Source organism: Terrimonas alba (genome assembly GCF_042434975.1).
Lineage (GTDB): Bacteria > Bacteroidota > Bacteroidia > Chitinophagales > Chitinophagaceae > Terrimonas_B > Terrimonas_B alba.
Window position 1 is genome coordinate 535,780 of record NZ_JBHMQM010000004.1, and the last position, 25,264, is coordinate 561,043.

The following is a 25,264-nucleotide window of genomic DNA, read 5'->3' on the forward strand; positions in this document are numbered from 1 at the left end:
AAACTATAAATAACAAACAATAAACGTTTCAAGATGGCTGATATTAAACCGGATGAAATAAGTGCGATACTGCGCCAGCAGTTAAGCAATTTTAACGCCAGCGCCGACCTGGAAGAAGTTGGTAACGTATTGCAAATTGGTGATGGTATTGCCCGCGTTTATGGCCTGGGCAATGTGCGTTATGGTGAACTGGTAGAATTTGAAAACGGTGTCCGTGCTATTGCCCTGAATCTGGAGGAAGATAATGTGGGTGTGGTATTGATGGGTGAAAGTGGAGATGTAAAAGAAGGAGCAAAAGTTCGCCGTACGGGCCAGATCGCATCTATTAAAGTGGGTGAAGGAATGGCAGGTCGTGTGGTGAACACCCTGGGTGAGCCTATTGATGGAAAAGGCCCGATTACCGGGGAACGCTATGAAATGCCGCTGGAACGAAAAGCCCCGGGGGTAATATTCCGTGAGCCTGTAAAGGAGCCATTGCAGACCGGTATCAAAGCGATTGATGCTATGATCCCGATCGGCCGTGGACAACGGGAGTTGATCATTGGTGACCGTCAAACTGGTAAAACGGCGATAGCTATTGATACTATCATTAATCAAAGAGAATTTTACAAAGCGGGAAAACCTGTTTATTGCATATACGTGGCAATTGGACAGAAAGCATCTACCATTGCGGGTGTAATGCAAACGCTGACAGATGCGGGTGCGATGGAATACACCACGATTGTTGCGGCTTCCGCTTCTGATCCGGCTCCGTTGCAATTCTATGCTCCTTTTGCCGGAGCTGCGATAGGCGAATTCTTCCGCGACACTGGTCGACCAGCGTTGATCATTTATGATGATCTTTCAAAACAGGCAGTGGCTTATCGTGAAGTATCTCTTTTGCTGCGTCGTCCTCCTGGTCGTGAGGCGTATCCCGGTGATGTATTCTACCTGCACAGCCGTTTGCTGGAAAGAGCTGCGAAAATTATCAGCGATGACAACGTTGCAAAAAATATGAATGATGTACCTGACAGTATCAGGCATCTGGTAAAAGGTGGAGGTTCACTAACAGCGTTACCGGTGATTGAAACACAAGCTGGCGATGTATCCGCTTATATTCCTACCAACGTGATTTCCATTACTGACGGACAGATATTCCTGGAAACAAACCTGTTCTTATCGGGTATCCGTCCTGCTATCAACGTAGGTATTTCGGTAAGCCGTGTAGGTGGTAATGCGCAGATCAAATCCATGAAGAAAGTAGCAGGTACATTAAAACTTGACCAGGCACTGTATCGTGAAATGGAAGCCTTCTCAAAGTTTGGTGGTGATTTGGATGCGGCCACTAAATCCGTAATTGACAAAGGAGCCCGTAACGTGGAAGTTCTTAAGCAGCCTCAGTATTCTCCCTTCCCGGTTGAAAAACAGGTAGCTATCATTTACCTGGGTACAAATGGTTTGATTAAAGATGTGGCAGTAAAAAGAGTAAAAGAATTTGAAGAACATTTCCTGATGGAAATGGAGAATAAACTGCCCGATGTTTTGGCTGAGTTTAAAAAAGGAAACCTGCCTGACAGTGGTTTGAAGAAAATGGTAGAATTATCACGTGAGCTGATACCACAGTACAAAGCGTAGTTTTTCCGTTTAATAGTTTCTGGAAAGCCTATTGTTTCAAAACAATAGGCTTTTTTTGTGGGTTTTATTGTCTCATGATAGCAGCCATTGGAAAAAATAATCTTAAAAAGGATTTTTTTAAAATTACTTATTACCAATGTATTACAAATGGAAGTAGTAATTATACTACATAAAATACGGTAATTATTGAGAAAAAGTACTCGGAAAACTTGCATGGGTAAAATCCTCATTATATTTTGTGTTGGAATTCGAAGAAACCCTAAGTAAACTAAGAAAATCCGATCGTGAAATAAGCCGTACAACTACTCATAGTCACGTTATTTATCGTACCGGTTTTCATAGACGTCTGAAGGTTTCAATAACACAACCCTTTAATCTGGAACCCTAAAACAGACTCGATGAAAACAATTTTACTCTCCATTTTTGCAAGCTTAAGTATCTCAATTGCAACAGCGCAATTTTCTCAAAACTTCGATGGCACAGAAGCCAGTTTAACCGGCAACTGCTGGACATTGACTAATGTTTATTCCACCTCGGCTGCAGCGGATATAATTGCCGGAACAGGTAGTATGTACACCAATCCACCGACAAGCGGCTCGGGCACAAGAGATATTGCAACACCTGCATTAAATATTACTTCAACTTCTTTTCCGGTCTCGTTTAAATATAAAGTCAGCAGCAAGCTAAACGGTAATGCAACCAGGACTATCGAAATCGGATTGATTGATGTGGCAGGAAATTTTACTTCTTTGCACATTATTACTATGGATAAGAATTCCGCTACTTCCGTTTTTACCTTTAATCAGACATTCACCCTGGCTTCAACAGGTTTAAGAAAATTGGTGCTTCGGCTGGGTGGTGCTACCGGAGATGGAAATTCCCGTTTAATATTTGATGATTTGTATGCTGGTGCAAATGCGTTATATGGTTCAGGCACCTGTAACACTGCGCCCCTTGCCGTAAATGATATTTTCAATGGTGCCGCTGGTTTACCTTTTTATGGTAATGTCATGACGAACGATAGTGATCCAAACGGTGAGGCTTTGAAATCGGCAATGACAATTACTTCCATTGATGGTGTAGTTGTATTGAATGAAAATGGAAGTTTCTCCTTTACACCCAATCCCGGGTTTACAGGTTCATCAACTACTTTCAGCTATAACTTAACAGACAATGGATTTGATCCGCTCACTTCAAATACTGCCCTTGTTACTATCAATTTTTCAAATCCTGTTTTGTTGCCTGTTAAGCTTGTTTCATTTACCGCTATGCTAAACGGAAATGATATTAATCTTAAATGGGCCACTTCTTCTGAGAAAAACGTAAGTCATTTTGTAATTGAAAAAAGTATCGACGGTGAGATATATTCAGAGGCTGGGATAGTATTTGCAGCGGGAAACACGAATGAGACAAAAAACTATTCGTTTTCCGATAAAGACATTGACGCCGGCAAACAAGCCGTCATTTATTATCGCCTTCGTTCTGTAGATATCGATGGTAAGAGTGAGTTGTCATATGTAAGGTCGATCAGGTTTGGCAAAACTGAAGAACAAAAGATAAGCATGGCAGCTTATCCGAATCCAGTAATCAATGAGCTTCGTATAACTATTCCCGCTAGTTGGCAAAACAAAAAGGTAAGCTATGAGGTATATAACAATATGGGCCAGGTTGCTTTCAGGAATATCGCATCATCAGCAGGCCAAACCGAAGCTTTGCAACTAACCAAACTGTCAAAAGGATTTTACATAATAAAAGTTAGTTGCGGGGGTCAAACAGCGAGCCAGTCAATTATCAAACAATAATATTTACCACCAGGGGGTTCCGGCCGGGTAGGAGAGTGCCCGGCCTTCTTTTTCTACATTTGGTTTATATTATAAACTAATTTACATTTGAATGACCATATAAACCAAACCTGCTAATGAAGCCGGCTAATTCTGTTTATTTTCTTTTGCTATTCGGCTGCCTGATGAGCCAGTTTGCCCTCGCCCAAATCACCATAAAAGGAACTGTCAAAAACACAAAAGCGAAAGGTGTCCATGCGGCAAGCATAAGTATAAAAGACTCTTATGATGGAGCCACTTCTGATTCTGCTGGCCGGTTTTCCTTTATAACACTGGAAAAAGGTGAACAAATCTTAGTCGTCACCGTGGTAGGTTTTAAACCCCATGAACAAAAAATAAAATTGAATGCTGACCTCAATCTTACCATTGAACTAAAAGAAGAAATTACGGAACTGGAGGCGGTCACTCTATCAGCAGGTACGTTTGAAGCGAGTGACAGAAAAAGGGCTTCGGCGGTATTAGATCCTCTCGATATCGTGACTACAGCCAGTGCTAATGGCGATATCACCGGCGCTCTCAAAACATTGCCTGGCGCCCAGCAGGTAGGTGAGAGTGAGGGGCTATATGTGCGGGGAGGAACTGCTGCAGAAACAAAAACATTTATTGATGGAACCCTGGTCAACAACTTTTTTTATAGTGGCGTACCCAATATCGCTCAGTTCAGCCGGTTCTCTCCTTTTATTTTCAAAGGCACAGTTTTTAGCACCGGGGGCTACTCAGCCTTATATGGCCAGGCGTTATCTTCTGCCTTAATCCTTGAATCCATAGATCTGCCGGAACGATCTTCAGCTAATGTCGGTATAACAGTGCTAAGCGGTAATGCCGGATTTCAACACCTGGCAAAGGATAAAAAGTCATCGTGGGGTGTAAACTATGGATATACCAATCTTGGCCTCGCCTTTGCCGTCATAAAACAAAAACAGGATTACTCGAAGATGCCGGCTTATCACAATGCAGACGCTAATTTTCGTATTAAAACATCCAATACCGGCATGCTAAAATATTATGGCTATTTCAGCAGCAACAGGCTTGCATTTACAACAAATAGTATTGACTCTCTTGGATATTTAGACAAATTTGGTATTCGTAATACCAATATTTATCATAACCTGGCATGGAAAGAAAATATTGGAAAAAAATGGAAGGTCAATCTTGGATTTTCTTACACCAACAATAAAGATGACATTAACAGTGGGATGCAGGATCAGGATAAAAATGACGTAGTACTGTCGGGTCTTGAATTTAAAAAATTTGCTATTGATGCCAGGGGTAATTATTTCAATGTCAAATTGGTTTTAGAAAGAAGACTAAAAGGATTAAGTTCTGTTCGATTTGGCACGGAGTATAATTTCAGCAAAGACAAATTAATATACACCGATTACAATAGCCAGGATTATCCGGGTAGTTTAAAAGAAAATATTAATGCCATCTTTGGTGAGACCGACATTTATCTCACGAATGCGCTGGCTGCAAAATTGGGTGGACGTTTTGAACATTCATCCTTATTAAACAAAACAAATTTTGCTCCCCGATTATCTCTTGCGTATAAATTAAGTAAAGGAACCCAGGCATCGCTTGCTTATGGCATATTTTACCAAAACCCCGAGAGAAGATACCTGCCTTCGGTAAATGAACTTGGGTTTATGAAGGCAGCTCATTACATCGCCCAGTTTCAGCGGGTCGTCAATCAGCAATCCTTTCGGGCGGAAATATTTTATAAAAAATATGATAACCTGGTAAAAACAGATTTTAGTAACTACCAGGAACTGGCTGTCAATAATAATGGCTTCGGCGATGCAAAGGGTATCGAATTTTTCTGGCGTGATAAGAAAACAATCAAAAATCTTGACTACTGGATCTCTTATTCTTATCTCGATACAAAAAGAGATTTTTTGAATTTTCCTTTTGCAATAACGCCCAATTTTGCTGCCAGGCATACAAGCTCATTGGTAGTGAAACGATTTATACAAAAGTGGAAAATGAACCTGAACGGTGCCTATAATTATGCCAGCGGACGTCCTTATTACAACATCGGCTATGATGGTTCCAATTATAAATTCAATGACAGGGGAACCATCCCGGATTATCATAATGTAAGCTTCGCCATTAATTATTTGCCGTTTATCGGTAAGAAAAATCCGAAGTCGTATGCAGTTTGGGTGTTACAGGTCAGTAATATCTTCAATATTAAACAGACTTATGGTTACCAATTTTCGTACAACGGTTATCGTAAAGAAGCTATTACACCAACTTCCCGTACGTTTGTTTTTATCGGCGCCTTTATCAGTTTTGGTGTTGACAGAAGTGATGAAATCATTAATAACGCTTTATAAAAAGGATCATTAAACAACTTAAAAAAAGAATAACATGAAAAGACAATTTTTTCTGATTGCAACACTTTTTATTGCCTTTGTATCTTTTTCGCAAAGCGAGAAATACACCAAAGCGATGGAACAACTCGTTCCTGCCGTAGATACTACCATGACGCCAGACGGTTTGAATAACCTCGCCAATGCATTTCAACGAATTGCTGATGCCGAAAAAAATCAATGGCTTCCTTATTACTATGCGGCTCTTGCTAATGTAAATGCGGCTTATATGATGAGCATGGGGCAAATGGGAATGGCCGATAAAACTGACCCCATAGCTGACAAAGCTGAAGCTCTTTTAAATAAGGCAGATGAATTGAGCAAAGACAACTCAGAAATTTATTGTGTGAAAAAAATGATCGCTTCTCTTCGCCTGATTGGAGATCCTCAAAACAGGTATATGACGTTTGGCCCTTCTGCAGAAGAAGCCCTGGCAACAGCTAAAAGTCTGAACCCGGCAAACCCAAGGGTAACGCTATTGGAGGCGCAGGATAAATTATTTACACCCGAGCAATTCGGGGGCAGCAAAACAGAGGCTAAGGTATTGTTCGAGGAAGCCGTTAAAAAATTTGAGGCTTTCAAGCCTGAATCAACTATTCATCCTTCATGGGGTTTACGCCGGGTGCAATATTTTTTAACCCAGGTAAAATAGGCACAAACACCTGCCCGGAAATAATAAGTTTTATACTTAAATTCTTGATTGTGTATTAAATCAAAAGCATGACTGACTATGGAAGATAAAGCCAAAAATGAACGGTTTATACTTCGTTTATAATGGGAAAAGAGCACCGTTTATATAAATTAGAACAACCTTAATGAATGTTTAAAGATCTTGACCCTATACTGCATTCACAATTGCGCCTGGCGGTTATCTCACTTCTTATTAGTGTGAAGGAGGCGGAGTTTACTTTTTTAAAAGAAAAAACAAATGCTACGGCTGGTAACCTAAGCGTGCAAATTCAAAAATTAAAAGATGCAGGATACATTGATGTATCCAAACAATTTAAAGACAATTACCCGCAAACAGTTTGTAAAATAACAAAGCAAGGTATCCGTGCTTTTGAGCAATATGTAAAGGCGCTGCAAGGGTATCTCGGAGCGAATCATTGACAGAATTTTTCGGTTATTCTATCCTCGCTTGTTTAGCAGATCAACTTGTATGAAGTGATGTAGTCTGGAGAATTATTTTCCGACAGAGTTGATTTCAATACACATCCGGAAATATAAAAGCCCTTTGGAAAAAGGGCTTTTTCTCTATTGGGCTCTATTGTATAAAAAAGTTTTGCGATTTTATTTAGCTATCGGTAAAGCTGCTGCCTGTTTCTCACCGGTTGTAATACTAAGGATGGTACCTGCTTTTGTTTCTTGAGCGATAAAGTCTTTAATGCTTTCCTCAAACGGTTATACCTGTCCTGGAGATTTTTCCTGATTTTTTCAGACATAGTGGTTAGGTTTGTTGGCAGCGAAGAGCTACGGAGTTACGATGGCCGAGTAGTCAACACTTCCATCGTTTTGAATAATCTTCACACGATAAAATGTTTTTTTCTTACTGGCTTTTTCATAAAACATATAATTGTCCGTGTCTTTTTTGTCCGTTCCGAAGACTATTGCCGCCAGTGAAAATTGCTTTCCGTCTTTACTTTTTTCCAATTCGAAGCGATTTGTTTTTTCGTTTTCTTCGGTGCTCCACGAGATCACCAGCTTTTCGTTTTTCACCTGGCAATTCAGGTTTTTGATACGAGTGTCTCCGTCAATGTTGAACGAAGTTGTTGCAGAATCAAAAGGTGCGATGATGATGGCGTTTGCGTAGCCTGATAATACCAGGCAAATAAGCAAGGTGTAAAAAGTTTTCATTTTCAGGGTTTTGAGTGATTCAAAGGGCCACAGAAAATTGGATGGTCAGGGGATGGTTTAAAAAAGGATGCGTGGAGAAGGAGTCGTGTTGAGTCAGAATAGTAAAACTCCCATTGGAAGTGGTATAATGCTGAATCTCCACAAACCTAATAACAACTTGTCTTAAATGCAAGCCTTTCCAAAAAAAGTTTGTCGGAAAATCCCAACAGTGTTTTCTCCCGTTCATATAAACAGCAATAATCCATTAAGCGCCAACTTTTGCTATGTGCCGGTAAACTCCGGAAAAAGAAATTTTTAAATTAAACCTGTTTCTATCGTCCTTTTTTTATCTTAGCATAGATTTTCGTGTCCTCATTTCCTCTGAATATCCCGGTAATACTTCTGATTCGCTCGCTTATCCAGCAGCCAAAACATACCGTACCTCCAATCCTTTAAATTACCCATCAGGATAAAGCCAACTTTGGATTAGTAACCACCCTATTTTTTTATTGATCTGATAAACATTATCTGAATGAAAAGAATATTACTTTTTGTATGCGCCTCATTCATCGGTTTGGTGGTGCATAGCCAGGTAGCGGGACTTCCTGAAGGGTTCTTTACCACGAATGCGACAAACACTTCGGATTGGAGTGAGCCGGTTGGAGCTGTTTTTTCAGAAGACGGTTACCAATTATTTGTATGGGACAAAGCGGGTATTGTATATGTAAACAACCGATACGACCAGGGAGGTGGTAATTCAATTTACAATAAGCAGTTGGTGCCTGTTATAGATATTCATGATGAAGTTGGCAACTGGTCTGATATGGGGCTTCTTGGCTTTGCTTTGGATCCTGACTTCACATCGGGTGGCGGTGGTTATATCTATCTTTTTTATGTGGTGGACCGGCATCACCTGCTGACAAATGGCGATCCCGCAAATGGCTATGACCCTAATACCAATAATTATAATAGTGCAACTATTGGCCGTATTACCCGGTATAATACAACTGTGTCCGGAGGCATTTTAACAGCGGATTTGGACAGCAGACAGATACTATTGGGCGAGTCAATTACCACCGGTGTTCCCATTCTTCATAAATCTCATAGTGTAGGAAGTCTTGCATTCGCTGCTGACGGGACCTTGCTGGCTTCAACAGGAGACGGCGCCAGTTATGATGACACGGATGTCGGAGCTGCTACTAATAATGATCCGCTTAATCACTCAAATACTTATTTTGAAGATGCTCTGGCCGATGGTATTATTACACCAAAAGAAGATGTCGGTGCTTTTCGGAGCCAAATGTTGAGTTCGCTGAGTGGGAAATTGCTGCGTCTTAATAAGGAGACGGGTGATGGAATGCCAAGTAATCCTTTTTACGATGCCGGCGCTCCCCGATCTGCCAAGTCAAGGATTTGGGCCCTCGGTTTTAGAAATCCATTTCGCATTTCTGTACGGCCCGGGGCCGGTTCGACAAATCCATCTGACGGCCATATTGGTGAAGTTTTTGTCGGCGATGTTGGCTTTGGCCAATCGGAAGAATTAAATATCGTAAAAGCTCCCGGGCAAAACTTTGGCTGGCCCATATATGAAGGCAATGGGCCATCTGCTGAACCAAATAAAAGTTACTGGGGATATATTTATACTAAGAACAGGGATGAACTTAGGCCAATCTGCGATGGCCGCGATACCTTGTTTTTTCACGAATTAATAAGGCAGGATAATATGGCAAAGGATAGCCGGATATATAGCGACTGTTCAGGAGATCTTATCAGGGAAGGAATTCGCTATATACATGCCCGCCCGGCGTTGGATTGGGCACACGTAGATGGGGATGTATTTGTTTCCCGGTTTGACATTGGTGCCGGTACTGCCAGCTGGCCACGAGTGGGAACACCCGAATCGGGAGCAACAATAGATACAGTAACCTTTAAAGGAAATGCATCCACTGGAGGTATTTGGTACACCGGAGCTGGTAATATGTTCCCTCCGGAGTTCAAGGACAAATTTTTAGTGTCAGATTTTGGGGGCCGGTGGATAAGGCGTATTGGCATTGAATATTCTGACGTGGTGACATCCGTCAATAATTTTTTTATAACACCGGATGGCCAGGAAGATCAACGCCCTGATGGTGCTGTGGTTTCGCTAGCCGAAAATCCGATTGATGGTTCCCTGGTTTATGTATGTGTCGGTCTTCCGCAATATTTCACCAGTACCGCTGTAAGAAAAATAGTGTATGGTGGAAATGTGCCACCTGAGGCTAAGATAACGGCTGACCAATATTATAGCGCTTCGTCAAATTTATCTGTCAACTTTAGCGGTAGCTCATCATCTGATCAAAATGGAACGGTAGTATCCTATTCCTGGAATTTTGGTGATCCAACCAGTCCGGACAATACGAGCACCGATGAGAACCCATCTCATACGTTTAACAATACCTCTGGTGCACCAAAGATGTATACTGTTAAACTCATTGTAACGGACAATGAAGGAGCGCAATCTGAGGAAGTGACATTCATTGTGTCGTTGAATAATGTGCCACCTGTGGTGACAATTGTCGAGCCGGGACCGGGTACCAAATACAAAATAGGGCCAGACACTACCTATACACTTCGGGCGGATGTTGTTGATGATCCAACGCAGGAATTAACTTATGCATGGCAAACAACCTTGGCTCATAATAACCATTTTCATCCAGGCCCCATCGATCCTGCAGTAGAAACCTCTGCAGTTATTTCAAGGATAGGTTGTAGTGGCGCTGATTCCTATTCATGGTTGATAACATTAAAAGTTACTGACGATGCGGGTCTTTTTGATACTGCCAGTGTAACGTTGACTCCTGATTGTGCCGCTGCATTACCACTGATGTTGCGTTCGTTCAGTGTAACGCAAAAAACGTCGGTAAACCTTGTACAATGGACAACAGAACTTGAGTCTAATATTGAATATTTTGAAGTGGAAAGAAGCTATGATGGTGTAAACTTTCGGCCTATCAACCGGCAGGAGGCCCGTAACATTGCAGGTACAAGTAACTATAGCTATCCGGATAATGACATTACGCCCGGCCTCATCTATTATCGGTTGAAAATAGTTGAGCACGGATCAATTATCCGTTATTCAGTAATTGTAAGAACTATGTCGGAAGGTGAAGATCTTGCTTTGAAAGTTGTTCCCAACCCGATCGTGGAAAACTTCTCGGTTATCTATAATTCACAACGGAACGATATAGTTGCTGTTGAGGTTAGGGATATTGCCGGCCGCCTGCTGCATAGTCTTAAAGAAAAAGTCAATAGGGGTCAAAACGTAATTTATATGCAGAACCTGCCGAACTGGCCGGCTGGTATATACACCGTGGCTATCAAAAACAATGATGGCATAAAGCAAGCAAAATTTGTAAAAGCCGGGAAAGACTAGACTAACCGGTAAAAAATAATAAGCAAGGGGCGGACAATAAATTTTGTCCGCCCCTTTATTTTAATAAACAAGAGTCACTTAAGCAATGCCGGTCCCAATCATTATAGTAGATAGCGACGATTTTTGGTTTATCCTTCTTTCACCTCTTCATCTTCCAGCTTAGCGAATGCTTCAGAACTAATTTTGCGAACGGGGTTTTTTCTGTTTTCCTCGTATTCGTTACGTTGTTTAATAATGTCGATGCATTCGAACAGAGCTGTAATAAATGAGGAAGGATCAGCCTTGTCTTTCCCGGCGATATCGAAGGCAACACCATGATCCGGCGAAGTTCTTACCATGGGCAAACCTGCAGTATAGTTTACCCCTTCGCCGCTTGCCAGGGTTTTAAAAGGAATAAGACCCTGGTCGTGGTACATGGCCAATACAGCGTCAAACTTTTGATGCTGGCTTCTTGCAAAAAAAGCATCGGCGCTAAACGGACCAACCACCAGCATGTTACTATTCCTTGCTTCCTTAATAGCGGGCTTGATGATTATTTCTTCTTCATTGCCGACTAATCCTTCATCACCCGCATGCGGGTTCAATCCCAAAACGGCGATACGTGGTTTATCTATGCCGAAATCTTTTTGCAGGCTTTTATGAATGATCGTTAACTTACTTAAGATGGATTCTCTGGTAATATGCCTGGCTACTTCGCTTACCGGTATATGTTCTGTCACCAAGGCTACCCGGAAATTGCCGGCACACAGCATCATTACCACATCCTTTACGTCAAAAAAACTTTTGAGGAAAGGAGTGTGACCAGTAAAGTTAAAATCTGCTGACTGAATATTTTTTTTATGTATAGGAGCGGTGATCAGCCCATCAATTTGTTTTTGTTTTAAAGCAGCGACGGCAGTTTGTAATGAAAGTACAGCGTATTTGCCAGCCACCTCAGTCAGCTGACCAGGAACAACCGCTACCTCTTCCTCCCAGCAATTAAAAAGGTTGACCTGTTTATTATTAAGCCGCTCGTAATCCTTTGTATTTTGATAGTTGAAAGTTGAATTGCTTATCGACTTGCGGTAAAAATTAATCACTTTATTGGAAGCGAAGACGACGGGCACGCATTGGTCCAAAACCCGGTTATCTGAAAGAGCTTTTATGATCAGTTCAATGCCTATTCCATTCAGATCGCCACAAGAGATGCCAATAACCGGTTTATAATCTGGGTTCATTTATGAATAATTAAAGTGTGTAAAAATACTGTTTTAAAAGCAAACGGGAATGCTGGCCAGCATTCCCGTTAAACTTCCGGTTGATTCTTTTCTTAATTTCTTTTTATAACCCGTTTGGTAATAAACATGTCTTTGTTTGCAATCCGTAATGTATAAATACCTGATGCTAATGACTGGGTATTGGTCAAGTTCATACTATTGATACCAGCATAAACTTGCTGCTTACTTGTCATAACTGTTTTGCCGGATATATCGATCAGGTCAATGATTACTGAAGAATTATTGGCCGTCATGATGTCAAATTTAAGGTTGCCGCTAAAAGGGTTAATAGTATTGGTAATGGCAAAGTCCGGAATTGTATTGCGTAATTGTATTACTGAGCTATACTTCTTCTTTCCTGTAGGTGTTATCATCACGATCCTATACCAGGTTTTATCGCCTGTTGCCATTGGGTCATGGAAGGTATAGCGGTTTGTTTCATTATTATTGTAATAAGCGGATAATTCACCGGCAGGAACAAAATTGGTACCGTCACTGCTTTTTTCAATGATGAATATCAGCGGTGCATCTTCCTTTGATGTAGACCAGGAAAGGGATGCATTATTATCTACCAGTTTACCATTGAAAGAAAGTAATTCTACATTCAAGACTGGCGTACAATCATCCAGAACCGTCAGATTAATAATACTGATACCATCCGTGACCTGGCAGGATGTATTGCCCAGGTTAGCGGCGGCTGTTGCCACCAATACCCGGTATAAAGTGCCGCTATCTGCCATCGTCGTATTAGCCGGTGGAATGGTATAGGAAGTTACAAATTCATATGCTCCATTTACCGGGGCACCCAAGGTAGCTGAAGTGGGAGCTGTAATATCTGACCATGAAGAACCATTATTTACACTTTTTTGCCAGATATAATGGTTATAGTTATTAAAATAAGTACGGATAGTATCATGAATAGCCAACGTGCCTCCTTCGCAAACATTAGGAGCTAATGAAGGCGAATAACTCATTGAAGGTAAGCAGGTGACTACTGCAATATCATCTAATGCCCAGTCATTGCCACCGCCACCCGGTGCATTGTTTCTGAGTGTTAAGGTAAAAGATGTTTGTGCAGCGCCGGTTAAATAGGTAAACCCTCTTTTCACCCATTGATTATTAGCATCTGAACCTGTTGGAGTAGTACCCAGGTACCTAAGGTCACCGGTGGTGTAATAATCAACTCCATTCACATCAAACGCAATATTTGGGCGGACGCCGGATGAATCACCCGGAGCTGTAGGAATATAACCAACACTACCCGCGCCGGCACCGGTTGAGTCGCAACCACATTTGTAGCAAATATTTTTAATCCAGGCTGATAGCTCGTAATAAGTATTGGGACAGAGATTCGTGATGTTATAAGTAAATGCAGTGTCAGCCCTGTAAGCAGAATTGATGATCAGCATATAGCCACAAGGATTCGAAGGGCTTACTGGTAGTGTAGTATCGCAGGCAGGATTCCCTAATGTGGGATTGCTGGCGCTGGTATGATCACCGGTAATATCCCACTGAGAGAAAAGCCTGTGGCTTGTACCATCGGGTTTGTCCCAGGTATTAACAGTAGTGTAGGTTTGGCTGGTATTGTTGGCTATACCATAATAGTAATCATTGGGTCCGCCGGCCGCAGTAAAAGGTGCGTAGGTATAACTGGTATAAGGAGAAGTACCCCGGTTCCTGGCAAGAGGCGCCCCTCCTGAAGGAGTGCCGAATGTGCCATTGGATTCGGCGCCCAGAGCATTGGTTGGAGAAACGGCATTGGGACAAAGCCCCGGACTCTCATAAACTATTAAATTATTAGGGCTAAAAGTGGCTTTAGTCAGAATACCTGTATTTACGTCCCGGTAGGTTAAAGCGCCGGTTTTAAAATTGATGGTAGTGTTATAAGGCGCATATACTACTACCCGATAGGTGGCCATAATAATACAGGTGCCACCAAATACAGAAGGTCTTGAATTATAATTTAAACGTCCCCTGGCAGTGCCTGAGGAGCCTGTACCAATATTTATACGAATTACCGTGTCCAGGCCTGAGGTATAATACCATCCGGGATCACTGTCAAACGCATCGGTAAACGCACTTGCGCCATATATTTTCCCCTCATTGGTACGCCAGGCAATGGAGCCGGGAACTAATCTTAATCCGGCCGTATTAAATAAGGTATCATAAAAAGCTAAACTATCTGCACTGTTACCAGTACCGGTGATCACGAAAGTGGCACGCATTTCCAACGTATCTCCCGGGCTTACCGTGCCGCCTGTTGTGCCTTTTGAAACATTGATATAGCTTCTGCTGTAATCGATAGTAGATGCGGCAGGATGATAAACACAAATAGAGAAACCACCATTACCACTAATGGCAGAGCCAACATTGGATACCCTGATATAATAGGTGTTTCCTATCGTCAAACCGGTTGCAGTTATTGATGTAGTCCCGCATTGAAGGGAAGTTAGTGACCCACAGGTTCCACTAAATAATTGCAATTCCGGGTTTGTAATACCACTACCTAAACCACTTAGTGAAATCAGTTCGTAGGTAGAACCGGCCACAAAAGAATACCAGGCATCGTAATGAGTACCTGCAGACTCACATCCTGCAGGGAGCCCTGCGCTTGCTGTGCTGAGTAGAAGGCTTCCGGTAGTATTTGAACAACTTGTATTAGAAATAAGACTTATTGCGCCTGCACATTCATCGTTGGCAGGGGGATCATATAAACAGACTGTAAAATTATATCTGTTGGCTCCATTCGTTCCGGTGCTAACAGTGGTATAAATTCGAATGTAATATACTACACCATTTGTAAGATTGCTCGTTGTAAGTGTTTGAGAAGCATCTGAACAGCCCAAAGAAGTTAAGCTACCACATGTTCCGCTAAAAACCTGCATGTAGGTATTGGCATTGCTTAGATTACTTCCCAGACTGGATAAGCTTAAGCCCAGAGAAGTGCCTTTACCAGTATATCTAAACCACACATCATTAGCACTTGCTCCACAGGTAACCGCAACACCGGAAGAAGTAGCATCCTTCAATCCATTACTATAGGAAGCGCATGTGCCTGCTGACGAAGATGTCAGCATAGGGCTCGTAGTTGTGGTAGTGCCACAATTGTCATTTGCGGGCTGTGCGAATGAGATAGTTGGAATACAAATTAATAGGAATGCAAAAAAGAAAATGCGAATCGGAGATAGGAATCTCATAGCCGCATTTCTTAGGTTTTTGTTATTTAAACAAGTTGTTGGAAGAGTGGGTGTTGCTGTAGTAGTGCGACTGACTTTTTTAAAAAAGCTAAGTAATGAAAATATTAAAAGCTCAAAAAAAATAAGAGCTGACGAAAGAGCTTGAAACGGGAAATAACGTTTCATGAGATGGTGGTTTGGTTTTTTTTTGGATGATGGATAAACGCCAAAGTAAACACAAGCAATTGAAATTGGCAATAGAACTTTCACTTTAAATTAATAAGTGTTTTTACTTGTAATAATCGGGCGATACTACTTATGCTATAAAAAATACAATTCCTAAGTTTGGGGCTAAATCCACCAGAAAAACCATGTTATCAGTTTTTAAACGAACCACCGTTCTTTTCTTTTTCTTTATCCCTGTCTCAAAGTTCACTTTTGCACAACCAGTTAATAATCTGAGTTCAGCCGCTACCAACATCACTCCAGTAACGAGTTGCGGTGCTACCTCCGGAGAAACTCTTTACCAGGCTACTTCAACAGGTGGCCCTGTCAGCTCTTGTGGAACAGCCAATGATGTTTGGTATACATTCACAACTCCTGCTAATGTTACGTCGGTTCAGATTAGTGTAACCGTTAGCGGGGGAAGCAATTTAGATAATACCAATGCATTTATAGAGGCATTTAATGCACGTACAACAGCTGACCTTACTATAAGCAATACATTAGGCTGTAATAATATTGGTGCAGGATTAAGTTTAACCGGACTTAGTCCTTCTACATTATATTATTTCCGGGTTTTCACAAGTGCTGCTCCAACTTCCAACCCCAGCAATAAATGGACATTTAATGTTTGTGTATCATATGTAGCACCTGTTTTGCCTCCGGCAAATGACGAATGCTCCGGCGCAACAACATTAACCGTTGGAACGACCAATAGTTCCGGCACTGTATGGGCCGCATCGGCCAGTAGCGGCATACCAACAGGTTGCGCTTCCGGCACTCCCGATGATGATGTTTGGTATACATTCACGGCTACTTCTACCAGTGCAATCGTAACATTAAGCAGCATTGGGCCTAACCTTAGTTCATCAGGGGCATTAGTGCAACTTTTTTCCGGCTCCTGTGGTTCGCTTGTCTCTTTGGCATGCGGCTATACCAATTTAAGTGCTGCCGGTTTGTCTATAGGCAGTACGTATTATGTACGGGTATACTCTTCCGCCGCTGGCTCTATAGGAGGAGTAGCATCCGGTTCGGCATTTAGTATTGCAGTAACAGTTCCATCTACTGCATCAACAACCACTGTAGGCGGCAGCAGAATGAATGAAATTTTTCTACAAACAATATTGGCACCTGTAAATACCTTCGAAAATCCATGGGAAATAGCGTATGGTCCGGATGGATATTTATGGATTACGGAATCAAGAGGGTATAAAGTTTATAAAATGGATCCTAATACAGGTTTAAAATCAACAGTATTAGATATTTCTCAAAACAGCCCTTTTCTGCCAGTTGCTGATCAGTCTTTTAACCTGCAGTTTAACTTTTCCGGCCAGGGTAATCCGCAAGGTGGTCTTGCTGGTTTGGCACTTCATCCAAATTTTATGCATGCAACCACGCCAAAAAATTATGTGTATTTATCTTATATACATACTTATGTAAGCACTGCTGCTAATAACGGGGGCATTTTTTTTACTAATAGACTTGTGCGTTTTACTTATAATACTACTACCGGTCTATTGGAAAGCCCTGTTTCATTATGTGATACATTGCCCGGTAGCAGTGATCATAATTCGCAAAGAATGATTATTGCGCCAGTTAGTGGAACATACTATTTATTTTATGCTGAGGGAGACATGGGTTCGGGACAATATACCAATCTTAGTCGTGCTATTAATGCACAAAATATGAGTTCATACGAAGGGAAAATATTAAGATTTAACCTTGAGGCAGATGGAGATGCAGGTACGCTGGATAAATGGATCCCTAATGACAATCCATTTAACGGAACAGCACAAAGTGCAGTGTGGAGTAGTGGCATAAGAAACAATCAAGGCTTTGCTTACGCCAATATCAATGGTACCGATTACCTGTATGGCAGCAGTCATGGACCATTTAGCGATGATGAATTAAACATAATTGAAAGAGGCAAAAACTATGGGCATCCGATAGTAATAGGATATAGCAGTGATGGAAATTACGATGGCGCAAAAGCCGGGCCCTCAAACGGAAGTCTGCCTGCGATCACCTCTGAATCTGCTAATGCCGCCACTATCGGCTCAAGTTATAAGGATCCTATATTTACATTTTACTCTGCCCCTAAAGGAACAACAACTACTACAGGCACCATACAATATATCTATAACCAGGTGAACTCTGGTAATGGAGCTAATGGTGACTGGCCTTCCGAAGCACCTTCGGGAATGGATATTTATACAAATAGTTTTATTCCTGGCTGGAAAAATTCTTTATTATTAGGTTTATTAAAAGGAGGTAAAGCAATAAGATTGAAACTCAGCACTACCGGTGCTACTATTGCCTCCACTGCAGGAAGTGATACTGTAGGCTACTTCAGAAGTGTAAACCGTTTCAGAGATGTGGCTATTTCTCCTGACGGACATTCAATATTTACCATTATAGATAAAAGCTCTACAACATCCGGTCCTACATCCGGAAGTCCAATGGTAAGTGCTTGTGCCGGCTGTGTTCAGAAATATACATTTTTAGGGTATGCCGATGCAGGTGGTAAAAGTTCCATTCCTACCGCAATTGATGTAACGCCAGGGGTGTTAAACAACTGCACCAGCGGTACCTCGATAACAATTGATAATTCCAATAACAATCTTTGGGTTCCTATCACCGGTCCTGATGGAAATATCCTGGCCGAGATTAAGGCCAATGGAAATAATCTTGGAACTGTTACTTCATCCCTTTACACCAAATCGGGAGCATTACGCCAGCAATTTGGAAAACGTTATTTGCATCGAAATATAACCATCACCCCTGCAGTACAACCTTCTTCAGCGGTTGCTATACGACTTTATATGACGAAGGCTGAATTTGATGAGATGGATGCTGATGCAGGCAGCGGCGTATCAGCGATCACCGATTTAAAAATTCTGAAGAACAATGATGCCTGTGGTTCGGCCATTGCATCCAATACCCAATTGGTCAATCCTGACTATGCGGAAGCACACGGAACAGACGGGTATGTACTACAGGCGAATATCAACTCCTTCTCTTCATTTTATTTTGGTACCAGCGCTATTACATTACCAGTGGAACTCGTTTACTTCAAAGGTTCTTTACAAAACAATTCCGCTGTTCTGCAATGGGAAACCATCAACGAGAACAATGCCTCGCACTTCATAGTTGAAAGAAGTACAGACAACAGGAATTTTGAAAGTATCGGAAAAGTGTCCGCCAATGGAAACAGCACAGCTGCTATTCAATACTCGCATGTAGATAATAACGTCAATACGCTTTCTTCAACCATTATTTATTACCGGTTGAAGATGGTGGATGCAGACGGTCAGTATAAATATTCATCGATTGTTACGATTGCCCTGGCAGACATTACTAATAAGATAATTGTATCACCAAACCCAGCTACGGATGAAACAAAACTGACCATTATTGCCACTAAAAGTGGAAAGGCTACCTGGAAACTTATTGATAACGGTGGCCGCTTATTGAAGCAAAATGTTATTCATATCAAAAAGGGTAATAACAATGTGTTTATTCCGGTGGCTGGCCTGTCAGCTGGCTTATACTACCTGCAAGTTTCGGGAGCAGGCCTGGATCAAAATATCAAACTCCAAAAATTATAGAATATCGTACACGTTATCAATGTGTTAAAGTAGGTTTATTAGTTTTAGTTTAGTTTTGAATTTTAGCCCCTCTCGCCCGGAGGGGCTTTTTACTAGTAATAGTCCCATTCAGCCCTGATGTTGTTTAACGCAAATGGATACCGAAAAGAATGGTACAAATTGCAGGCGTTCTTACCTTTTTTATGAACTGCCAGCCCCTTAGTTTTAACTCATAAAAATCACAACCTTATGAAAGCGCAATTCTCAATTATTGGATTTACAGCAATTCTTTTCACTGCTGCCTGGACGGCACCTGTACCTGCTAATGAAGGCTCAACAAAGGCTACGGTAGCAACAGCCACAAAGCCAACAGCAAATGGCATTTCAAATGTTAGATCGCACCGCCAGGGTAAAGGTGTAACCACCTCCTGGTCTGTTGACGCCAGCGAGGGAGTTATTACCTTCCTGCTTCAAAAAACTTACGAAGATCCTAACGATGAGTATGCAGTGTGGGAGGACGTAACTTCAGCAGCTTGCAATGGAGCCCGTTCTTACAAAGCCACTGACCACAGCGTTTATCCCGGTAATATCACTTACCGTGTAAAGGGTATGAAAGCAGATGGTAGTTCTATTGTGTCTGAGTATACGTCGGTACGCATCGTAGCTCACTAAACGAAGTCAAAGAATTATTGCGGGGCCGTGGCTTTGCAATAATTCTTTTTATAGAGAGATGTTGGGGAACATCCTGTTATTAAAACAGCATTCTATGAAAACATTTTTACAAATTATTTTACTGGTTCTGATTAGCTGGATAAGTGCTAGTGCACAGATAACTACTCCTATCATCAAGGCGAGGTTTGGCGTAGACGGAGAGCTGCGGGCTAATTATTTCAATGGAGCAGTTGCTTCGGGCAACGATGACTGGTTTAATAATGGAACGGCCGGTACTGGCGAATATGTGATTGACATGAGCGGCGCTGCGGGTATAATTTCGGCATATCTTGCTGATGCTTCCCCATGGCCAGCCCGGATGAGTTCTTTTTACCGCACCATGAGTAAACCCTCTTTTAGCGTGGTTCAAAACAGGCTTTGGCTCGATGCTATCTTTGTAAGGGATTACCATGGTACTGATACAACTGTGTACGTGTCGGGTTCCGACAAAAACGGGATGAGCCCGGCGCTGTGGACAGGAGGTGTGCAGGGAGTTCCTGACAAAAACGATATCCTTGACATGATGGTGCATGTGAGGAGAGCAGGCCCCAATACGACAGACTCCTTATGGATGTTTGGTGGCATATCGCTTGATAATACTACGGGTAACCGTTATTTCGATTTTGAAATGTACCAGACCGATATTTACTACGACAGGGTTTCCAAAAAATTTTACGGATACGGAACGGATGCGGGGCACACGGCCTGGTTATTTGATGCTGCAGGAAATATAACGAGACCTGGTGATATCATTTTTAGCGGGGAGTTTCAAAGCGGTACGCTGACCAATATTGAAGCCCGGATATGGGTTAATAAAACGGACTGGCAAACTATAACGCCAACCTCCTTTAACTGGGGAGGTCTTTTTGATGGAGATGGCTCTGGCGCCACCTATGGTTATGCCAGCATAGCGCCCAATACAACAGGTGCTTTTTACACGGGATTGGGAAGTGCTAATAGTACATGGAGCGGGCCTTTTGGTCTCGTATTACAGGATAACAGCCTCGCCTATACAAACCCGGGACCTGCTTCAACACTGAATGGTAAATATATTGCCAACCAGTTTATAGAATTTTCGGTGAACCTGACCAAGCTGGGGCTTGACCCGGTAACCCTGCTTGGCGGTGATATATGTAGCTCACCTTTCAACCGGATTGTTGTGAAAACCCGTGCTTCCGCCTCCTTTACAGCGGAATTAAAAGATTTTGTGGCGCCTACTGATTTGTTCCTGGCTCCAAGAGCCCTGGCGCTGACAGAAACGCCGATGATTTGCGATGACGGATCGGGGGTAGCGGAAATATATGTGACGAATCCGCTTTCAACATCTACCTACCAGTGGACGACCACAGATGGTAGTATCATTAGCAGCCCAACAGGTCCCTCTATTTACGTGGATCATGCGGGTACTTATATCGTTACGCAATATTTACAGGCTGGTTGTTCTGTATATGCCACCGACACAGTTCAGGTGTTGCCATTTAACACCTGCACTACGTTGAGCAGTAATCTTTTTGATTTCCGTGGCGTGTTATCTGATAACATCACCAAGCTAAGCTGGAAGCTTTTAAGCGATGGCCAGGTAAAATATTTTGAAGTAGAAAGAAGTTTCGATGGCATCAACTTTACGACGATTGACCGTGTCGAAACACATCTGTATCCCGGGGGGGCCAATCCTTATTATTACGAAGACATGCTGGATAAAGTAAACAGTCCAAACGTTTATTATAGAATCAAACTGGTGAATGTGACCGGTGCCAATAGGTATAGTGGTATCATCAATATACCCTTTAAAATTGCCGGTCAAGGTAAAGTGAGCATCTTCCCCAACCCGGTAAAAGATGTTGTTCAAATACAGGTAGATGCTAAGACCAACAGTAAAATACGGGTGGAGATATTTGAATTGTCCGGAAAACTAATTTATGTCGCCAATACTACCGTACAACGTGGTCATAACGTCATCACCATCGATCAGTTAAAAGAACAACCAAGGGGTGTATACCTCGCACAAGTACATGTGGGCGATGATACCTTCCATGAAAAAATATTACTGACAAGATAATTTAACTGGCTAATCAAGGTTACGATTTAAGAAGGCAAAAGGTGGAAACTAAAATTTCCACCTTTTTTTATATATAAGACTGTTAACCCCACTCTGACTTTATTGGCCAGGACCTGATTTTTGATTGATTATCTGTCGGCAAAGCCGGATAATTTACTTTTGCTGCTATGTATACCCTCAAGAAATCATTGGGCCAGCACTTTTTAAAGGATGAAAACATCTGCCGCAAGATTATAGCAGTTTTACAGCAACACCCTTTTTCAAGGTTATTGGAAGTAGGACCGGGAGGGGGAGCATTGACAAAATACCTGGTGCAAATGGAATCCGTCGATTTTAAAGCAGTAGAACTGGATGAAGAGAAGGTTGACTTCCTTTTAAAAATTTATCCTGCGCTGAATGACAAAATCATTCATAAAAGTTTTTTGGAGATAGAAAAGCCGTTTGATGGGCCCTTTACTATTATTGGCAACTTTCCTTATAATATTTCTACCCAAATACTTTTTAAAATACTGGAATGGAAAGAAAGCGTGGAATATGTGATCGGTATGTTTCAAAAAGAAGTAGCGCAAAGAGCTGCGGCTAAAGAAGGCAATAAAACCTATGGCGTTCTGAGTGTATTGGTGCAGGCGTTTTTTGATGTAGAGTATTTGTTTGATGTAAACGAAAAAAGTTTTATTCCACCGCCCAAGGTTAAAAGTGGTGTCATCAGGCTTTTGCCCAGGAAGCAACCACTTGTCATGAAAGGTGAAAAAGAATTCTTTCTTTTAGTAAAAACAGCCTTTAACCAGCGAAGAAAGACATTGCGAAATGCGGTGAAAGGGTTGTTTGAAGCGACCACACTCAAAGATGACCTGTTTAATAAAAGAGCAGAACAACTATCAGTTCAGCAATTTGCTGACCTGACATTTAGAATGAAGTAAAGAATATTTCGTTTAAACCAAATAAAATAAATTCCCCTTTGGGGAGGCATGAAATAAGCCATAAAAATTTTCGGGCAAAATCATATTAACCGCAATGAAAATTTTTATGGTGAATTCCCTGCCTGCCGGCAGGCAGGCATCGGGCCAAAAAGCAATGAACAATAAACAGATGAAAAAAGTAATTATAACCGCCAAAGTACACGACTATCTTTTTACCATTTTGCAAAAACATGGCTATGAAATACTCAACAGACCAAGGATCAGCTATGATGAATTGGCAGATACGGTTTCGGAAGCAAGCGGATTAATTGTTACCACACGGCTGAAAATCGACAAAACGATATTGGACAAAGCAACTGCTTTAAAATGGATCGGGCGCCTGGGAAGTGGACTTGAATTGATCGATACGGTGTATGCGAAAAGCAAAGGAATAAAGTGCTATAGCAGTCCCGAGGGCAACTCCAATGCAGTAGCTGAACATGCACTGGGGATGCTGTTGAGTTTGATGAACAATATCAATATCTCCTGCAGCGAAGTAAAAAAAGGTTTTTGGCGAAGAGATGAAAACCGCGGTATTGAATTAAATGGGAAAACGGTAGGTATAATCGGCTTTGGAAATACAGGCAGTTCTTTTGCCAGATTGTTAGAACCTTTTGGTGTAACAGTGCTTGCGTATGATAAATACAAGTTTGGCTTCAGCGAAGGATATATAAAAGAAGCCAGCATGGAACAGTTGGGTCGTTATGCGGATGTTATCAGCTGGCATGTACCCCTGACAGAAGAAACCTTTCATGCGGCTGATTCGTCTTTCTTTAATTCCCTCCAAAAGACTCCTTTTTTATTAAATACATCACGGGGGAAAGTAGTACATACCGTCCATCTTATTGAGGCATTAAAAGCCAAAAAAATCGCCGGAGCTGCATTAGACGTGTTGGAAAATGAAAAACTGGATACCCTCACCGCGCAGGAAAAGCAAGACCTGGATTGGCTGCTGGAACAGCCTAATGTGATGATCACGCCCCATATTGCTGGGTATAGCCACGAAGCCTTGTACAAAATGGCCAAAGTATTGACGGATAAAATATTTGGGAATGAGTGATTTCATCGTTACCGGATAAAATAAGCGGCTGCCGGCTTTTTGTTTAGAAATATGTTTCCTATATTTGTTGCTCAATAGTGCAACGCTTCAGTAAACCCTGGGGCGTTGTTATTTTTTTTTATCTATATCAAAGGAGGCGAGTATGGGTATTCAATACGTTACCAAAGAGACATTTGAGCAAATAAAAGCTGACCTGCAGCACATGAAAGGTGTGGACAGACCAGCTGCGAGCAGGGCTATAGCAGAAGCAAGAGAAAAAGGTGACCTGAAAGAAAATGCAGAATACGATGCTGCGAAAGAAGCACAAGGCTTATTAGAAGCAAAGATTGCTTTGCTGGAAGGCCAGTTGGCCAACACCAGGGTGATCGATGAATCAGCAATCGACACCAGTAAAGTTTCTATTTTGACCAAGGTTACACTGACCAACCTGAAAACAAAAAAACAGGTGACCTACCAAATCGTGAGTGAAACAGAGGCCGACCTGAAAGCAGGCAAGATATCGGTTACATCTCCAATCGGGAAAGGTATATTAGGAAAACAAGTAGGTGATACAGCCGATGTACAGGCACCGGCGGGTGTTATCAGTTTTAAGATCGATAATATTACAGCGTAAAAGCTAATAACAAGTTTTATTTTAAACCTCCGGTAGCGGAGGTTTTTTATTTTATAAGTCAATAGATTTGTAAGCGAAATAGCAAATATGCTAAAACGGATTTATTATTATTTGCTTTCCGTTAAATCAAAATTTTTTGGTGGTATGACAATATTTTCAAAAATCATTGCGGGAGAAATACCCAGCTATAAAATTGCTGAGAATGATAAATTCTTTGCTTTCCTCGATATCTTTCCGTTGCGGGAAGGACATGTTTTAGTGGTTCCCAAAATACCTACCGACAATTTTTTTGATTTGCCAAAAGAGTACCTGGATGAACTGCTTGTTTTTGCCCAGCCTATTGCAAAGGCAATCGAAAAATCATTTGATTGCAACCGTTGCGGTATTACTGTAATTGGTTTGGAGGTGCCGCATGCACACATGCATTTGATACCGATCAACCAGGCAAATGATCTGAATTTTACGCAACCTAAATTAAAAGTGTCTGAGGAAAGGATGAAGCAAATACAGCAATTGATCGTTGATAACCTGGCTGGCTAAGTATTTTTGCCG

The 25,264-nt window shown here is 41.7% G+C and carries 16 protein-coding genes; 13 read left to right on the forward strand and 3 right to left on the reverse strand.

The window, feature by feature from the left end:
* The first annotated feature begins 33 nt into the window (after positions 1-33).
* From atpA to ACFEL9_RS14295, 5 genes are all read left to right on the forward strand, one after another.
* Positions 34-1,614, forward strand: a complete 1,581-nt coding sequence (gene atpA / locus ACFEL9_RS14275; RefSeq protein WP_385891190.1) for a F0F1 ATP synthase subunit alpha — start codon at positions 34-36, stop codon at positions 1,612-1,614.
* 398 nt (positions 1,615-2,012) lie between these two features.
* Positions 2,013-3,416, forward strand: a complete 1,404-nt coding sequence (locus tag ACFEL9_RS14280) for an Ig-like domain-containing protein (RefSeq protein WP_385891192.1) — start codon at positions 2,013-2,015, stop codon at positions 3,414-3,416.
* A 116-nt stretch (positions 3,417-3,532) separates the two neighbouring features.
* Positions 3,533-5,788, forward strand: a complete 2,256-nt coding sequence (locus ACFEL9_RS14285; protein ID WP_385891195.1) for a TonB-dependent receptor — start codon at positions 3,533-3,535, stop codon at positions 5,786-5,788.
* Positions 5,789-5,822: 34 nt separating this feature from the next.
* Positions 5,823-6,476 carry a hypothetical protein gene (locus ACFEL9_RS14290; protein WP_385891198.1) on the forward strand — a complete coding sequence of 218 codons (654 nt, stop codon included), beginning with the start codon at positions 5,823-5,825 and terminating at the stop codon, positions 6,474-6,476.
* A 167-nt stretch (positions 6,477-6,643) separates the two neighbouring features.
* Positions 6,644-6,934 (forward strand): winged helix-turn-helix domain-containing protein, encoded by a 291-nt coding sequence (locus ACFEL9_RS14295; RefSeq protein ID WP_385891201.1) that lies wholly within the window; start codon positions 6,644-6,646, stop codon positions 6,932-6,934.
* A 360-nt stretch (positions 6,935-7,294) separates the two neighbouring features.
* Here the strand turns inward: ACFEL9_RS14295 and ACFEL9_RS14300 are convergent, their stop codons facing one another.
* A complete protein-coding gene (locus tag ACFEL9_RS14300; RefSeq protein WP_385891204.1) occupies positions 7,295-7,678 on the reverse strand; it encodes a hypothetical protein in 384 nt (127 codons plus the stop codon).
* A 511-nt stretch (positions 7,679-8,189) separates the two neighbouring features.
* On the opposite strand from ACFEL9_RS14300, the gene ACFEL9_RS14305 reads away from it, so the two are divergent.
* Positions 8,190-11,069, forward strand: a complete 2,880-nt coding sequence (locus tag ACFEL9_RS14305) for a PQQ-dependent sugar dehydrogenase (protein WP_385891207.1) — start codon at positions 8,190-8,192, stop codon at positions 11,067-11,069.
* Between the two features lie 128 nt (positions 11,070-11,197).
* On the opposite strand, the gene pdxA is transcribed toward ACFEL9_RS14305, so the two are convergent.
* Together pdxA and ACFEL9_RS14315 are read right to left on the reverse strand one after the other, a co-directional pair.
* Positions 11,198-12,286 (reverse strand): 4-hydroxythreonine-4-phosphate dehydrogenase PdxA, encoded by a 1,089-nt coding sequence (gene pdxA / locus ACFEL9_RS14310; protein WP_385891210.1) that lies wholly within the window; start codon positions 12,284-12,286, stop codon positions 11,198-11,200.
* A 92-nt stretch (positions 12,287-12,378) separates the two neighbouring features.
* A complete protein-coding gene (locus ACFEL9_RS14315) occupies positions 12,379-15,522 on the reverse strand; it encodes a T9SS type A sorting domain-containing protein (protein WP_385891213.1) in 3,144 nt (1,047 codons plus the stop codon).
* A gap of 350 nt (positions 15,523-15,872) precedes the next feature.
* On the opposite strand from ACFEL9_RS14315, the gene ACFEL9_RS14320 reads away from it, so the two are divergent.
* From ACFEL9_RS14320 to ACFEL9_RS14350, 7 genes are all read left to right on the forward strand, one after another.
* Complete coding sequence (locus ACFEL9_RS14320) at positions 15,873-19,331, forward strand: PQQ-dependent sugar dehydrogenase (RefSeq protein ID WP_385891216.1); 3,459 nt, start codon at positions 15,873-15,875, stop codon at positions 19,329-19,331.
* Positions 19,332-19,559: 228 nt separating this feature from the next.
* Positions 19,560-19,982: a hypothetical protein gene (locus ACFEL9_RS14325; RefSeq protein ID WP_385891219.1), complete on the forward strand. Its 423-nt coding sequence runs from the start codon at positions 19,560-19,562 to the stop codon at positions 19,980-19,982.
* Positions 19,983-20,076: 94 nt separating this feature from the next.
* The gene (locus ACFEL9_RS14330; RefSeq protein ID WP_385891222.1) at positions 20,077-22,080 is read left to right on the forward strand and encodes a T9SS type A sorting domain-containing protein; all 2,004 of its coding nucleotides are present in this window, start codon (positions 20,077-20,079) and stop codon (positions 22,078-22,080) included.
* 167 nt (positions 22,081-22,247) lie between these two features.
* On the forward strand, positions 22,248-23,000 hold the full coding sequence (rsmA, locus tag ACFEL9_RS14335) for a 16S rRNA (adenine(1518)-N(6)/adenine(1519)-N(6))-dimethyltransferase RsmA (RefSeq protein ID WP_385891224.1): 753 nt from the start codon (positions 22,248-22,250) through the stop codon (positions 22,998-23,000).
* 94 nt (positions 23,001-23,094) lie between these two features.
* Entirely contained in the window at positions 23,095-24,099 is a 1,005-nt protein-coding gene (locus ACFEL9_RS14340) for an NAD(P)-dependent oxidoreductase (RefSeq protein WP_385891227.1), read from the forward strand.
* 142 nt (positions 24,100-24,241) lie between these two features.
* A complete protein-coding gene (gene greA, locus ACFEL9_RS14345; RefSeq protein WP_385891230.1) occupies positions 24,242-24,712 on the forward strand; it encodes a transcription elongation factor GreA in 471 nt (156 codons plus the stop codon).
* 144 nt (positions 24,713-24,856) lie between these two features.
* Positions 24,857-25,252: an HIT family protein gene (locus tag ACFEL9_RS14350; RefSeq protein ID WP_385891233.1), complete on the forward strand. Its 396-nt coding sequence runs from the start codon at positions 24,857-24,859 to the stop codon at positions 25,250-25,252.
* The last annotated feature ends 12 nt before the right edge of the window (positions 25,253-25,264 follow it).